Source organism: Pedobacter sp. B4419 (genome assembly GCF_059693725.1).
In genome coordinates, this window is record NZ_JCASSL010000001.1 from 1,438,131 (window position 1) to 1,452,627 (window position 14,497).

Below are 14,497 nucleotides of genomic sequence, written 5' to 3' on the forward strand. Positions count from 1 at the left end.
ATGCGTAAAACTATTTTCTCTCTCTGCTTACTCCTGGTATTTAGCCTTCATTCAAAAGCGCAAAAAACACTAAAAGTTGGTGATATACTGCCAAACCTGACTTTATTGAGTACAAAAGGCACGATGTACGATCTCAAATCGCAGAAACAGCCCAAAGGTTTTGTCCTTGTATTTATGACTCCCACTTGTGACCATTGCATCATGTATGAGGATAGGGTAATGGCACTTGATAAAAAATATAAAAGCAAAGGCTATCCGATTGTAGCCATTGGCCCATATGGCGATGATCCGATCAAATATCCATTGGATGCCATGCCTGAGATGAAGAAAATGTCTGATAAAAAAGGCTTTACTTTTCCTTATTTATCAGACGACAAGTTTAAATATACCTTCTTGCTGGGCATTAGGCAAACACCAACTGCGGTAGTATTGCAAAAGAAAGCTAATGGCTTTTTGATCAAGTACATTGGCCGTATAGACGATAACGAGGATCCAAAAGCAACTCCAAAAAACAAATTTGTAGAACAAGAGCTGAATAAGCTGTTGTAAGCGAAGGCGCTTTTTCTTCAAAAAGTACGTCATTGCGAGGTACGAAGCAATCTTTAATCGATAAGTTAGCAGTTTTTAATCGTCATGCTGGACACCGATCCAGCATCTTTCTCAAGATAGATCCCGGATCAGGTCCGGGAGGACGTGTTCTTCATGTCTTTGGTATCTAATCTATTCATCTACAAAGCTTTGGATAAAAGAAGCGAATATCACCATTAAGAGGTTTAGCCTTTGATTGTTAAAACTTGTTTCAGTATTTTGTTGTTTATCATTTAGGATAATCAACGATACACCCTAATCGTAAATTGATGAGATACTTATTGGCCCTGATTTTATTTTTTACAATTTCTGTTACCAAGGCTCAGGTTAAATTGTTAACTTTAAGTGAGTTAGAGCAAAGGGTGGCTCAAGGAAAAGATACAACTTATGTGGTCAACTTTTGGGCAACCTGGTGTGGCCCATGTGTAGAAGAGCTGCCAAATTTTGAAAAATTGAATGCCCAAAGCCAAGGCAAGCCATTAAAGGTATTGCTGGTAAGTTTGGATTTCAAATCGAAATTGCAAAAAGAAGTGGTACCATTTGTACAAAAGAATAAAATCAAATCAGAAGTATACGTCATTAACGAGCCCGATCAGCAACAGTTTATAGAGCGGGTTGATCAAAAGTGGTCGGGTGCGATACCTGCAACCTTACTGATCAATACCCGAAAACAGATCAGATCGTTTTATGAAAAAGAATTTACCTATCAAGAGCTGACCAAAATTGTAGAAAACTTAAAAAACTAAAAAGATGAAAAGAATTCTATTTGTTTGTTTCGTAATGCTAGGTATTACGGCAAATGCGCAAAGCGGTTATCAGATTGGCAGCGTAGCTGCAGATTTTAATTTAAAGAATGTAGATGGAAAAAATGTGTCCCTAACCAATTACAAGGATGCAAAAGGCTATATCTTGGTATTTACCTGCAATACTTGTCCGGTAGCGAAGGCTTATCAAGACAGGGTAGAGGCACTCCACAAAATGTACGCACCGAAAGGCTATCCTGTAGTTGCCATCAATACCAACGATCCTGGCACTTCGCCTGGCGATAGTTATGAAAAAATGCAGGAACGTGCCAAAGAAAAAGGCTTCAGTTATGCTTATTTGGAAGATCCGAGCCATGTTTACACCAAAAAGTTTGGCGCCAGCAAAACACCACATGTTTTTGTGTTGCAGAAAACCGGTAAAGGCAATGAAGTGGCTTACATTGGTGCAATAGACAATGACCAGGAAGAAGCCAATGCCCAGCGAGACAATTATGTGCAGAATGCGGTGAACGCATTGTTGGAAGGCAAAAAACCTGCTGTTACTACCACCAAAGCAATTGGCTGCAGCATTAAATGGAAAAAAGAAGGCACCTCGAAATAAATTCAGTCGTAAGTCAGTAGTTGATAGTCTTTAGGAAACTTTGGCTACAATCTTTTTGATTTCAAGTTAATGAGTTGGGCTTTATGGTTTTCAGAATCTGGTAGTAAAAGGGTACTTTTGTTTATGTCTACACCTCAACAAGAGCCATCTTTCTGGACCAAATACAAGCGCTTTGCCACCACAGAAATACTGATGTACCTCATCATGATTATTGGCATTGCGCTAGGTATTATTTTTTTAAGTTGAAATAGAGTTTAAGGTGGTCGCTGGTATTTACCTCGGCAATAAATTTGGCAAAAGAAGTATAGCTTTCTGCAGGAAAGGTACCTTCGTTAAACACAAATTTTCTGGTATAGATCAATTGTTTTCCTTCGATTACGGTTTTAGAAAGATAGGAGCCAAATTCAGATTTAATCTCCTTTTGATCTGGAATGATTAAAGGAATTACGTTTTCTGGCAATTGATAACTGATGGTATCAATATCGGTATAACCACGATTGATGTATAAAGGCAAGGTCCTGTTTCTGGATTCGCTTACGTTTCCTTTGATATTAAAGGCATTCAGCTGCAGAAAAAGCTTGTCGTTGTTGAGCGTGCCATAATTTCTGATGCTGATCTCGATGTCTTCTGTTGTTTCGGGCCTAATATCCTTGTTTTGAAGGTAATTGATCTTGTTGAAATTGATATTGTCGATGTCGTAGGCCTCTTTCAACAGCTTCTGTTGCTCGGTTAATGGTTTGCCAACCATAACCTCATGGTTATCATATTGTGCCCCAGAGAAAACAGTTTTTACATGGCCGGTAATGTTTCCCTCTTTGCTTAATATTAATTTTGCCTGGCGGATTTGTAGGTTTTGGCTCACAGCTAATTTCGGCGTGCGCAACAATTTGCCTCCTTCGACAGTGCAGGCCAATACATATCGGTCATCTGTAAAATCGCCCAAGTAACCGAAAGGAATTTTTTGGGAAGTACATTCCAGCCAAGTCGTATCGCCTTTTAAAGGCATGCATAAAATTACATGGTTGCCCTGGTTCATGCTGGCATAGCTTGGGTTGAGGCTCTTTTTTTCGCTTCCGGCTTCCACCACGCAATAGTAAGATTCGATGCCAACCACATTGAGCAGGCTTTGCATGTAATTAACCAAGGCCTTGCAATCGCCATAGCCTAAGCGGTCCACATCCATCGCCTTGGTAGGCTGAAAGCCACCAATGCCAATCTGTACGCTGATGTAACGGGTTTTGTTTTGTAGATATTGGTATATCTTTTTTGCTTTTTCTTTGTCTGTTGCTTCGTTTTTAACCAGGTCTTTGATCATTTGAACAGTTGTTTCCGGCAAAACCGTTCTTCCTTTTAGCAAGTTGTCATATTGCCATTTGCCCAATTCCTGCCAGTTGGTATAGCTTCCTTTAATGTTGTAATAGCTAAAAGCTTTTGGTGCAATTTTAACTTCGGTTTGAAAGGTCTCCCTAAAAGGACTATAGGGTTCGGGCCTTGAGGCCAGCAGGTTGTTGACTTGCCAAGTGGTGGTTTTCTGGTCTTTGGTCACCTGTTCTTCTGGTTGTGTGCTGATGTTTTGGCTTTTTACCCTAAACTCGTCTGTGGGCTTGCTCACAAAAACATATTTGCTTTTTTCGACTGCCACATCATTGCTGGCTTGTGGTATCCAGTCGGGAATAATCAGGTTTTGCCTGTAACGGATTTCGTAATTGTATATAATGGTGTAAGGGTAGGTGTTCACTGCTGGCAAATAATGCTTCACACGGCTATCCTCGAAAAGCGAGAAGTCGTTAATGGCGCTTTCGTCCCTAAAATCACTTTGCGAAAACTTAGCGGTCAGTTTGCCCACTTCATTGTAAACCTCGCCTTTAATGCCTTTGATTGAAGTGTTTTTATCATAAAATAAAACCAGTCTGGCGCTATTTTCTCCGTTTTTGTTCATTACGGTTATCGCTTTGCTCACTACATAGCTTACATTGTCTGGCGAGCGCATATCTACCACTGTTAAAGAATTACGTACAATGGCATTAGCCCTGTTTTTTAAATTGGCAGGAATCAAGTCCGCATCGTAATTGTCTTGTGCAAAAACAGTTAAGGCAAAAAGAGAAAGGAAAAAAGTAAGTGGCAAAAACTTCATTTTAATCGGCCTTTTTTAAAAGTACGTCGGTTTTTTGGTTTTGGATAATCTTGCTATAAAATTCTTTGAGGTAAAGGTACTCCTCAGGACTGTAAATAGCTTTGTTAAATTGAAGAATTTGGTTTACGGTGAGTTTATCGTCAACAAGTTCGCTTTGTATAATGTAACGTCCGCCACCATTTGGCAAGGCAATGGCCAGTTCTTTGGGCTTTTCGAGCATTTCGTATTTGCCAGGCAAACTAATGATGATGTTTATTTTCTGATCAGAAGCCGAGCCAAGGTCAACCGGGTAGGTTCTTTCGTTTAAGTTAAACGGATTTTTGGCAATTTTATTGATGAAAAACGGGTTAATATATAGCTGATTGCTGTTAGCCCCGTCATGTGCCGCAAATTCTACCTCATAAATTTCAACCAAAGGCTTGTCTACACTATCCACAGCCAAGATCTGTTGTTTGCTTATGCTCAACTTAGGCATTGATTCATCAAGTTTCTCTACATATTCGTCTGTAGAATTATGGCGTTTAATCTCTTTACGCTTGTTAAAGGCATCGTAGCCGAAAGTAGTTGTAGTAATGGTACCCTTAATTTTGCCATCGGCCTCAAGCTTGCCTATTAAAACATAGTTGGTTACGCTTCTTTGCGAAGCTTTCAAATCGATCCAATAAGAAGGTTTTTTCAGGTTGATTACCCTGCCCTGGTCGTTAATGCAACGCAGGGGCAAAAGGCCAAAAGGCAATAGGGGTTCTGTAGCATCGAGCAGGTAACTGGTTCCGGCAATATTTACCTTGGCCACTACATAATTGAAATCGCTTACTACCGGAAAGAGCTTGTTAACCGTTCCGTTTTCCCGGGTAGAGAGGATTACGGCTTCTGCATCTAAATTGGCGGCAGAAAGTGCTGCAATTAAACTGAAGTTAATATCTGCCACGTTTCCAGATCGGTTATCCAATACGGTTTTGATATTGCCTTCGCTGTACTTGCCATAGTAATTGTTCCACTTGAGCTGTTTTTTAATGTAGTTATAGATTGCCGTTGCCTTGGCCAAATCGTCTGGTGCATCTTTGATGAGACCAGGTATCAAGCCTTTAAAGACATCTTTTCGCTTCATTTGCGAGCCAAAGCTTTTGTCGCTGGTTAATTCGTAGTCAACGTCTTTCCATGTTTTGGTATAGCTTTGTCTGGCGCCACTAAGGGCAATCACATCCGAAAGCTCAAAATAAATGGCCGATCTAAAGTTGCTCGCAGCGGTCATGTAATCCTCTTCTACAAATGCCGGTATCTGCTTCATGATGTAAGTCATTTTCGAACAGTCAATTGGCGTACCGCTCAGGCGCAGGCATTCTCTGGCTAGTTCCGATTTTTGATCGCTCAGCTTGTAAAAACCCCTTAATGAAACGTTGTAATTATAGTTTGCGGGGATAAGCGCCACAAATTCGCTATGTGCTTTTGGAATATCCGATTGAAACTCCCAGGTTCTGAAATTAAACAGGAAAGGCGACTGCAGGCGATAGCTGTATTCCACAATAGAACCCTCTTTAATGTTAGGCAAGGTAAATTTGACCAAAGAGATGTACTTGCTTCTGTTTTCGGTAAACAAAGCCTTTTTATCCATCGGACTTTCCATAAAATTACCACCGCTACGGTTAAAAGTAGAGGCTTTAAGGTCGAGGATGAGTTCTTCGTCGGAGCCGTTTTTATGTATCGGAATGATAATATTGGCCTGTTTAAAGCCTTCTTTGTTAAAGATTTTGATTTTTGTATGGTATTCTGAAATGAGCACCAGCCTGCCGGTTGCGTCGTCTAACAGAAACGAAGTAGTGCCATATTCTTTCAGTACTACGGCGTTGGCATTGCTGTCGATGGTATTCCTGTCAAAATCGAAGTCGGCATGGGTAACAGCACCAAAATCAGGGTTCTGGGCAAAGGAGCAAAGGGATGAAAAACAAAGGATAAATGCAATAAAGATATTCTTCATAAAAGCGTTGTTGTATTTGGGGGCAATTTAAATCTAGCGCGTTACATTAGGAAATATTTTAACAACTAAAATTTTGCATAATTAACAGAACTAACAAACCTTTTTAGCATTTTTGGAAAGAGAAACACTAATCCTGCTTCCCACATTTCGAAACTCATACCACTTATTAAATGAAATTAAACTTAAAACGTCCTTTAGCCTTTTTCGATCTCGAAGCTACAGGAGTTAATGTTGGCGCCGATAGAATTGTAGAAATTGCCATACTAAAGGCCATGCCAGACGGAACAGAGCAAATCCTGACCAGACGTATTCATCCAGGCATGCCTATTCCTTTGGCTTCATCGCTTATTCATGGCATTTATGATGATGACATTAAAAATGAGCCAACTTTTGATAAAGTGGCTACAGAAATAGCTGAATTTATAGGTGAATCTGATTTGGCAGGTTATAACTCGAACAAGTTTGATATTCCGATGCTGGTGGAGGAGTTTTTAAGGGTAGGAGTTGATTTTGATATGAGCAATAGGAAATTTGTAGACGTACAGAATATTTTTCATCAAATGGAACAACGTACACTCAAAGCAGCCTATAAGTTTTACTGCGAAAAAGAGATCATCAATGCCCACTCGGCCGAAGCGGATATCAAAGCTACTTATGAGGTGCTATTGGCGCAGCTAGACAAGTATAAAGACCAGGAGTTTGAAGATAAGCAAGGCAATAAATCGAAACCGGTACAAAACGATGTTGAGGCCTTGCATACTTTTACCAATATCAATAAGCCTGTAGATTTTGCAGGCAGGATGGTATACAATGAAAACGGCGAAGAAACCATCAACTTTGGCAAACACAAGGGCAAAACCGTTGAACAGGTATTTGATGTGGAGCCGAGCTATTATGCTTGGATGAAACAGGGCGATTTTCCTCTGTACACCAAAAAGAAACTGGACGAGATTTGGAGCAGATGGAGCAAGAAAAAAGAAGAGCAGAAACAGGCAAGGCAACAGGCACAGGCTCCAAAACCCCAGCATCAGGCGCCAAAGCCACAAAAGGAAAACAAGCCTGCCGCCCCGGTAACCAACGACATGCTGGAACAGCTGAAAATGAAATTTGGCAAATAAACCTTTTCTACCTCTTTAGATATTCAAAATGAAATCGATTAAACTTACTTTTCTTTTGGTTTTTGGCTGTATAGTTGCCCAAGCCCAATTGCCAATTGCACAAGAATTTGAGCAAGCCTATCAAAAAGGAACCCGGGATAAAAGCGGAGCACCAGGCAAAAAATACTGGCAAAATACTGCCGATTATAACCTGAAGATTGATTTTAATCCAACTACTAGAGAGATAAAAGGCAAAGTAGAAATTACTTACATCAACAATAGCCCTGATGTTTTAAATGAAATCTGGTTCAAGCTGTATCCCAACCTTTACCAAAAAGGCGTGCCAAGAAAAGCAAAAATCAACGAGCGCGATCTGGGCGATGGCGTGCAGATCAGCAAGGTATTGCTGAACAACCAGCCCAAGGATATGGCAAGCTTGGTGATCGAGGGAACCAATATGCACACCAGCGTGCCGGCCTTAGCTCCTGGAAAAACCATTAAATTCATAATCGATTACCATTACATCCTAAATAAAGGATCGCATATGCGTACCGGCCAGGTTGACGATGGCGCTCATTTTATTGCCTATTCTTTTCCTCGCATTGCCGTATATGATGACGTGGATGGCTGGAATAAAATTCCTTACAGCGGCTCAGAAGAGTTTTATAATGATTTCTGCAATTTCAAAGTCGCGATAACCGTTCCGCAAAACTATAGTGTTTGGGCTACTGGCGATTTATTGAATGGAAGCGATGTATTTACTAAAGATGTTTATCAAAAATACCAATTGGCAAATAAAAGCGATGAGGTTATTGATGTGATTGACAGTGTAACCCTGGCTAATAATAAGGTAACTGCACCAAACGCTTTCAATACTTTTAAGTTCGAAGCCAAAAATGTAGTAGATTTTGCTTTTGCTACCAGCAACCATTACTTGTGGAAATCGTCGAGTTTAGTGGTAGACCCAAAAACCAATCGCCGTACAAGAGTTGACGCCGTGTTTAATCAGAAGCATAAGGATTATTATGAGGTGATTGATTTTGCCCGCAAAACGGTACATGCCATGAGCTATGTTTTTCCGAAATGGCCTTTTCCATATAGCCATGAAACGGTATTTGATGGTTTAGACCAAATGGAATACCCGATGATGGTGAACGATAATCCGGTAGACAATAGGGAAGATGCCATTACTTTAACGGATCATGAAATTTTCCATACCATGTTTCCTTTTTACATGGGCATTAACGAAACCAAATATGGCTGGATGGACGAAGGCTGGGCAACAATAGGCGAGTGGCTGATTTCACCAATGATAGATAGTAAAATTGTTGATGAATATGGGATTGGACCAACCGGAAGTACATCAGGTACCAAAGATGATAGTCCAATAGTAACCTTAACCACAGAGTTGAAAGGTTCAGGTTCATTTACCAATTCATACCCTAAACCAGGTTTGGGTTACCTGTTTATCAAAGATTATTTGGGTGATGAACTGTTTACCAAGGCTTTGCACCATTACATCAGCCAATGGAATGGCAAGCACCCAATGCCATATGATTTCTTTTACAGCATGAATGCCGGCTCTGGCAAAAACCTGGATTGGTTTTGGAAACGTTGGTTTTTTGAAGAGGGTGTAACCGATATGGCCATTAAAGCAGTTAACAAAACAGCCGATGGCTACCAGATTGAAATCGAGAATAAAAGCATGAAGCCATTGCCAATTGATTTAACCATTACTTATGCCGATGGCAGTACGGAGAAAGTACATCATAACATTGGTGTTTGGGAAAAAGGCAATCAGACTTTTACAAGTATGCTCAAAACCGGCAAACAGGTAAGCAAAGTAGTGATGGGCAGTAGCCATGTGCCAGATAAAAACAAAAACGACAATACTTTTGAGGTAAAATAATTGATTTCTGAATTCCACGGGAATAGGGAAAAGAGAATAGGGAATAGAGGGGTGGCTTTTTGCTTCCTCTTTATTCCTTATTTTTTTGTGCAATATTTTTAAAATCCATACGTCTTATGATTCATGAGGGTTTTTGAAACATTTAAATCAAAAAATACACTTTTACAGGACTATGTGAGCTATTATTACATTGATAGCGCAGATAGTCCGACGTATTTTAATGAGTATATCTGTTATCCTCACTACAACAACACCGTTTCTTTTTATAAAAGCCATACAATAGCTATCTATAAACAACATGTTAGTGTAGCCTATCAAAAAGATGCACTTCCTATTCAGATATTCACACCATTAAGGGAAGAGCCTTTAAAAGTAAGTCAAAAAGGACCTATTTATAAAATTGCCATCGTATTTGAACCCTTGGGCCTCAATCAATTTGTAAGAGAAGTTAATTTAGGGCACGACCAAATTTCTCTGACTCTTCAATTGTTCTCTCCAGAAGAGATCCAAACGTTATTTGAACAGCAAACTCATGAACAGGTCACATGTTTATTAGATAAATTATTGCTGGCGCATTTTAAGCCGGTTAACAATGACTACGTGAGTAAGGCAATGATGTATTTTCACGAGGCGGAGAACAACTTGCTTATAGATGAAATAGCTGAAAAAAAGTTAGGAATCAGCAGAAAACAACTTAATCGTTTATTTAAGCAATACATTGGTACCAGTCCACAAAAGTACCGATCTATTGTGCGTTTCAGGCAGCTGATGGCTTATAAGCTCCGAAAAGAAGACCAGCAAAATTATACTTCGCTCTCGCACCAGGTACATTATACAGACCAGTCTCATTTCATTAAGGCTTGCAAGCAGCTAACCGGACTTACACCCTCCCAGTTTTTTAGAGACGGCAAGATTGTAGGCTCCGAAGATACGTTTTGGAAGTTTACGGGCTAGTTTAAATGTCCCAATTGTACAATTTTTGAGTTAAGCAAACCTCTACTTTTGAGTATATTCAATTGTATGAAAAACTGTAGAAAATTAGCAATCCTATGCTTGTTTGTTAGCCTTTTGGGTGAGGCTTATGCCCAAAAGCTAAATAAGGAAGTTCAATACTCGGCTCATCTTAAAGATAGCATTGCTTACCATGTGTGGTTACCCGATAACTGGAATGCCCAACAAAAATACCCTGTAATAGTCATGTATAATTATGGGGCAGTGAACGAAAACGTACTGACCTCTACCGTAAACTATTACGCCAATCACTTACAAAAGATCCCCAATACCATTGTGGTAAACATCTTGGTGAATATGGATGAGATGGGTTATAACTACGAAACTGGAAAGCTAACCAATACAGGGCATAATCTTATTCTATGTTTAAAGGATGAGGTTTTTCCGGCATTTAGAAAAAAATATAATGCATCGGCTTTTACCACTTACATCGGACAATCTTATGCGGCCAGTTATGCCAATTATCTATTTTTGAATGAACCAACGTTGTTTAATGCCTATATTTTAATCGCGCCCGAAAAAATAGGCGAAGGCCAGCCTGGGTTTGATTTGAGCGAAGCCAACAAACGCTTTTATAAAGAAAATATACGAAGCTATTACGTAGCCACAGGAGAGAACGACATAGAAAGACGGATAGCTTATGCCAAAGAAATAGCATCGAAAACTAAAAGCTTGGATACTACAAATTTTAGGTTTAAATACCGCCATTTTAATGATGCAGATCATAATACCTTATTTGCTTATGCCTTGCCCAATGCCCTGGAGTTTTTATATGAACCTTATTCAGAAATCTGGAACCAGGATGATAAATTATCGGCTTATCAGCAGCTGCTCAAAACGGAAAATCGCTTAAATGACTATTATGGCATCAATCTAGAGCGGAGCTTTAAAAATTATAATGGCCTCCTAATGGCAACTATCAATAAAAAAGACACCAGCAGTGTCATTGCTATTATAAAGTATTTTGAAAATGAAAAATCCAAAGGAATAGACCTCCGCAATTTTGCCTATTTTCTTAATTTAAATGGGCTTTCTGATCTATCCTATGCGTATTACCAAAAGGCGATCAAGAAAATTGAATCGACAGAAATGGATACCAAGAGCGGGCATCAGGCGCTAACAACCTGTTATCGGGAGCTGGCAATTAATTTCAACAAAGATAAGCCTAGCCAAGGTTGGGAGCTGTTGGAAAAAGCATTGAAAGATCCTTATATCCGAAATGCAGACTTTAAATATGACTTGGGGAAATTTGCTGTAGAAAACAATATTAACGTTGCCCAAGGATTAAATTACCTGCTCAGTTTTGCCGAAGACAGAAAGAATATGGTGGATATCATTAACGTGCCTTTCCGCAGGATCAATTTGCTCATTGCCAAAGCCTATTCTTTGCTAAAGGATAAAAAGAACAGTAAACAATACGCGCAGCTGGTATTAAAAGACGATCCGAAAAATGAAGTAGCCCTGGCCTTGTTGAAGCAATAAAATGTGCTAATAGTTGTCAAAAATTGGATAATAAGGCTTCTTAATAGGGCCTTCATCGCTTAAAAGCTGGTTGAGCAAAGGGTCGGCGAGAATTTTGGCTAGGCTTGTTTTTTTGCCATTAAGCCATACTGTATTTTGGATGATGCGGATTCCGTGACTATAATCAGCCCAAGTATTGGTGTGTTTGTTGTAAAGTGGCTGGATAGCTTTGCCATCTGATTTATGCCATCCATAAATAACCACACGTGGCGTTGTTTCGCCATAAATTTTATTGCTAATGATCACGTCTTTTTTGTTTCCAGCAGTAAGCGCCCCATTTTGGTGAGAGGCTAAGTAAGTTTGCATTTGTTGAGCAACTTGGTTGTTATGCGTGATGAATACGGGAACTGTGGTCATCGCCTTGCTGGGTGGAATAGGTTGAGGCGCTAATTTGATGCTTGCATTTTGGTAAATCAGATCAGCCATTTTTCTTGTGGGCAAGCTGCCATGAAACAACATGGCTACTTTTTGAGCCAAAATTGGTGTCATTGGCATATAGAAATAATCTTCATTGCTACCAATAGCGATATAATCAGGCATTACAAAAAAGGCAAGCTCATAGGTTTTGTTATTAATGGTAGCTGTAGAAACTACCTTTTGGAACTTTCTCAAAAAATCAGGTACATTGCCACTTTTGATTTCTTTGAAAACAATTTCTTCTCTGGCCATTAGACTCAAGGTGCTATCGGCAATGTTTTGTGAAAAAGCACTCCCTTTTAGAGCGTTTGCCTTTCTGGCTTTTAATCTCAATTCCTGCGCCTTAACAATTGTAGATAAGGCCAAAATGGTTAATAAAAGACAAGCGATTTTTTTCATTAGAGGGGTTTTAAAAAGTCGATATTTCTCTTCAGACCATTGAATTTTGTTCTTTTAACGGCCGAGCCTTTAAAAACCTGCTTAAAAACTTCATCGGTCATGTCAATCAGTTCGGCCTTTTTCAATTGCAACAGTTCGTGTGCAGGGGCAAATGCCGGTTCTTGGTGTGGCGTAGCAAAGCGGTTCCATGGACATACATCTTGGCAAATGTCGCAACCGAACATCCAATTCTGCATTTTGCCCTTAAACTCATTGGGGATTTCGTTTTTAAGTTCAATGGTGAGGTAAGAAATACATTTGCTTCCATCAACCGTGTAAGGCGCAATAATGGCGTCGGTAGGACAGGCATCGATGCAACGCGTGCAGGAGCCACAATGATCAGTTACAAATGGGTTGTCGTATTCCAAGTCTAAATCGATAATCAATTCGGCCAGAAAGAAAAAAGAACCTGCTTGTTTGCTAATGAGATTCGAGTTTTTGCCTCGCCAGCCCAAACCAGCTTTTTGCGCCCAAGCCTTGTCCATTACCGGCGCCGAATCTACAAAACACCTGCCCCCAACTTCTCCAATCTCCTCGTTAATAAAAGCTAAGAGTTCTTTCAGTTTTTCTTTTATCACGCTGTGGTAATCAGTACCGTAGGCATATTTTGATATTTTTGGCGCCTCGCTATCCAATTGCTTTTCTGGCGTAAAATAATTCAATGTTAACGAGACCACTGATTTCGCGCCTTCAACCAATAAACGTGGATCCAATCGTTTGTCGAAATGATTTTCCATATAGCCCATTTCGCCATGATGGTTATTGTTGAGCCAGGTTTCTAGTCGGGGTGCTTCTTCTTCTAAAAATTCGGCTTTAGCAATGCCACAGGCCATAAATCCTAGCCTTAGGGCTTCGGCTTTAATCAATTGGCTATATTTTGCGGCATTATTGAACATTAAGCTACAAAGATAGGCTTTTGAGCTAAAAACCTTTTAAAGCTTTCGGTTGTTAGTAGAGTAATTTAATAGGGTAAATCAATTTAAATTCTCAGCATCATGGAAAATAGCACTCCCAACCATATCGAAGATCCAAACAAACCAGCACCACCAATTGAAACCAATTATGAAGCCCATAAACAAAATCCGGGCCCGGCACCAACGGTAAACGAACCGGATAATAAAGGAGCAGGGCAAGCCATGAAATGGATCATTCCCATAGTGGTAATCATTTTATTGGTAATTTGGTTTGTATTTTTCAGGAATAATGTAAGTACGAAGTAGAATAGCTGAAAAATCAATATGCAAAAATGTTTTTTAATAGTGGGCCTGGTCTTGCTACTGGTTTCTTGTAAAAAGAAAAAGCCCATCATCGACGACCCGACAGCTAATTGTCCGGTTGCAGAAATTAATTACCTACAGCTTAATGCAAATGTTAAACTTACCTACAATAATGGCAAGGTTGTTTCTGAAGAATATGATGATAGTAAAATAACCTATACCTATACAAATGATAAAATAACCAAGACAGAAGTCAACAAAACAGGTAGTGGTAACATTTTAACCAAAGAATACATTTTATCTGGATCTAAAATCATTTCCTCTAAAAAGATTAATTCCGACCCTCGTCTTACCAATAGTTTTTCCGAATATTTTTACAACAGCCAAAACCAGCTCATTACGGTTAACAATGAAGATGGACCCTTCAAAACCTTTATTTCTATTGAATACACCAATGGAAATGTAACCAAAATAACCAATAAAGTAACCACTGATGCAAATCCAGGTACGCCTATTGCCGAGCAAGCCTTTGTTTATGGTGCTGAAAACTATTTTGATACTTACGGCTTTATGCATCCGTTTTATCTGAGCGTATATCCTCTTGGTACATTTAGTGATCGTTATTTATTGGAGTACGGCTATTTTGGTGCGAACCCTAAGAATATGGTCAAATCATATAGAGAGGATAGTTATACTTTTATCAAAAACAGTGTCGGAAAAGTAAGTTCTATTAAACAGAACGGTAATACCATAAACTTTATTCGTAGGTGTAATTGATATTCTGTTATTGACGAAACCTAAGAAAGAAAATAGATCAGAGCCAAA

The 14,497-nt window shown here is 39.4% G+C and carries 14 protein-coding genes; 10 read left to right on the forward strand and 4 right to left on the reverse strand.

Going from position 1 to position 14,497, the window contains the following annotated elements:
* The 4 genes from AC570H_RS05750 (at position 1) to AC570H_RS05765 (ending at position 2,199) form a co-directional block, all read left to right on the forward strand.
* Positions 1-549 (forward strand): redoxin domain-containing protein, encoded by a 549-nt coding sequence (locus AC570H_RS05750; RefSeq protein WP_497352619.1) that lies wholly within the window; start codon positions 1-3, stop codon positions 547-549.
* A 308-nt stretch (positions 550-857) separates the two neighbouring features.
* Positions 858-1,334 (forward strand): TlpA disulfide reductase family protein, encoded by a 477-nt coding sequence (locus AC570H_RS05755; protein ID WP_497352621.1) that lies wholly within the window; start codon positions 858-860, stop codon positions 1,332-1,334.
* Between the two features lie 4 nt (positions 1,335-1,338).
* Complete coding sequence (locus AC570H_RS05760) at positions 1,339-1,953, forward strand: thioredoxin family protein (RefSeq protein WP_497352623.1); 615 nt, start codon at positions 1,339-1,341, stop codon at positions 1,951-1,953.
* A 123-nt stretch (positions 1,954-2,076) separates the two neighbouring features.
* Positions 2,077-2,199 carry a hypothetical protein gene (locus AC570H_RS05765; protein ID WP_497352625.1) on the forward strand — a complete coding sequence of 41 codons (123 nt, stop codon included), beginning with the start codon at positions 2,077-2,079 and terminating at the stop codon, positions 2,197-2,199.
* Here the strand turns inward: AC570H_RS05765 and AC570H_RS05770 are convergent.
* On the reverse strand, positions 2,183-4,087 hold the full coding sequence (locus AC570H_RS05770; protein WP_497352627.1) for a DUF3858 domain-containing protein: 1,905 nt from the start codon (positions 4,085-4,087) through the stop codon (positions 2,183-2,185). The two genes, AC570H_RS05765 and AC570H_RS05770, sit on opposite strands and share 17 nt — an antisense overlap.
* A 1-nt stretch (position 4,088) precedes the next feature.
* Positions 4,089-6,062: a DUF3858 domain-containing protein gene (locus AC570H_RS05775; RefSeq protein WP_497352629.1), complete on the reverse strand. Its 1,974-nt coding sequence runs from the start codon at positions 6,060-6,062 to the stop codon at positions 4,089-4,091.
* A gap of 170 nt (positions 6,063-6,232) precedes the next feature.
* Here AC570H_RS05775 and AC570H_RS05780 point away from each other — a divergent pair, with 170 nt between their 5' ends.
* The 4 genes from AC570H_RS05780 to AC570H_RS05795 all read left to right on the forward strand — a co-directional run bounded on the left by AC570H_RS05780 (position 6,233) and on the right by AC570H_RS05795 (position 11,561).
* A complete protein-coding gene (locus AC570H_RS05780; RefSeq protein ID WP_497352631.1) occupies positions 6,233-7,180 on the forward strand; it encodes an exonuclease domain-containing protein in 948 nt (315 codons plus the stop codon).
* A gap of 28 nt (positions 7,181-7,208) precedes the next feature.
* Positions 7,209-9,068, forward strand: a complete 1,860-nt coding sequence (locus AC570H_RS05785; protein ID WP_497352633.1) for a M1 family metallopeptidase — start codon at positions 7,209-7,211, stop codon at positions 9,066-9,068.
* A gap of 174 nt (positions 9,069-9,242) precedes the next feature.
* A complete protein-coding gene (locus tag AC570H_RS05790; protein WP_497352635.1) occupies positions 9,243-10,022 on the forward strand; it encodes a helix-turn-helix domain-containing protein in 780 nt (259 codons plus the stop codon).
* A gap of 66 nt (positions 10,023-10,088) precedes the next feature.
* A complete protein-coding gene (locus AC570H_RS05795; RefSeq protein ID WP_497352637.1) occupies positions 10,089-11,561 on the forward strand; it encodes an alpha/beta hydrolase-fold protein in 1,473 nt (490 codons plus the stop codon).
* A 6-nt stretch (positions 11,562-11,567) separates the two neighbouring features.
* On the opposite strand, the gene AC570H_RS05800 is transcribed toward AC570H_RS05795, so the two are convergent.
* Together AC570H_RS05800 and queG are read right to left on the reverse strand one after the other, a co-directional pair.
* Positions 11,568-12,416 carry a hypothetical protein gene (locus AC570H_RS05800; protein WP_497352639.1) on the reverse strand — a complete coding sequence of 283 codons (849 nt, stop codon included), beginning with the start codon at positions 12,414-12,416 and terminating at the stop codon, positions 11,568-11,570.
* Entirely contained in the window at positions 12,416-13,351 is a 936-nt protein-coding gene (gene queG / locus AC570H_RS05805; protein ID WP_497352641.1) for a tRNA epoxyqueuosine(34) reductase QueG, read from the reverse strand. Before queG ends, AC570H_RS05800 begins: the two co-directional genes overlap by 1 nt.
* A 99-nt stretch (positions 13,352-13,450) precedes the next feature.
* Between queG and AC570H_RS05810 the strand changes: the two genes are divergently transcribed.
* The gene (locus tag AC570H_RS05810) at positions 13,451-13,675 is read left to right on the forward strand and encodes a hypothetical protein (protein ID WP_497352643.1); all 225 of its coding nucleotides are present in this window, start codon (positions 13,451-13,453) and stop codon (positions 13,673-13,675) included.
* A gap of 18 nt (positions 13,676-13,693) precedes the next feature.
* Entirely contained in the window at positions 13,694-14,449 is a 756-nt protein-coding gene (locus AC570H_RS05815; protein ID WP_497352645.1) for a hypothetical protein, read from the forward strand.
* Positions 14,450-14,497 lie beyond the last annotated feature (48 nt).

Coding starts and splice junctions, on each gene's coding strand:
- queG (WP_497352641.1), bottom strand. CDS start 13,351: ATGTTCAATAATGCCGCAAAATATAGCCAATTGATTAAAGCCGAAGCC.
- AC570H_RS05760 (WP_497352623.1), top strand. CDS start 1,339: ATGAAAAGAATTCTATTTGTTTGTTTCGTAATGCTAGGTATTACGGCA.
- AC570H_RS05765 (WP_497352625.1), top strand. CDS start 2,077: ATGTCTACACCTCAACAAGAGCCATCTTTCTGGACCAAATACAAGCGC.
- AC570H_RS05770 (WP_497352627.1), bottom strand. CDS start 4,087: ATGAAGTTTTTGCCACTTACTTTTTTCCTTTCTCTTTTTGCCTTAACT.
- AC570H_RS05815 (WP_497352645.1), top strand. CDS start 13,694: ATGCAAAAATGTTTTTTAATAGTGGGCCTGGTCTTGCTACTGGTTTCT.
- AC570H_RS05800 (WP_497352639.1), bottom strand. CDS start 12,416: ATGAAAAAAATCGCTTGTCTTTTATTAACCATTTTGGCCTTATCTACA.
- AC570H_RS05780 (WP_497352631.1), top strand. CDS start 6,233: ATGAAATTAAACTTAAAACGTCCTTTAGCCTTTTTCGATCTCGAAGCT.
- AC570H_RS05810 (WP_497352643.1), top strand. CDS start 13,451: ATGGAAAATAGCACTCCCAACCATATCGAAGATCCAAACAAACCAGCA.
- AC570H_RS05755 (WP_497352621.1), top strand. CDS start 858: ATGAGATACTTATTGGCCCTGATTTTATTTTTTACAATTTCTGTTACC.
- AC570H_RS05775 (WP_497352629.1), bottom strand. CDS start 6,062: ATGAAGAATATCTTTATTGCATTTATCCTTTGTTTTTCATCCCTTTGC.
- AC570H_RS05795 (WP_497352637.1), top strand. CDS start 10,089: ATGAAAAACTGTAGAAAATTAGCAATCCTATGCTTGTTTGTTAGCCTT.
- AC570H_RS05750 (WP_497352619.1), top strand. CDS start 1: ATGCGTAAAACTATTTTCTCTCTCTGCTTACTCCTGGTATTTAGCCTT.
- AC570H_RS05785 (WP_497352633.1), top strand. CDS start 7,209: ATGAAATCGATTAAACTTACTTTTCTTTTGGTTTTTGGCTGTATAGTT.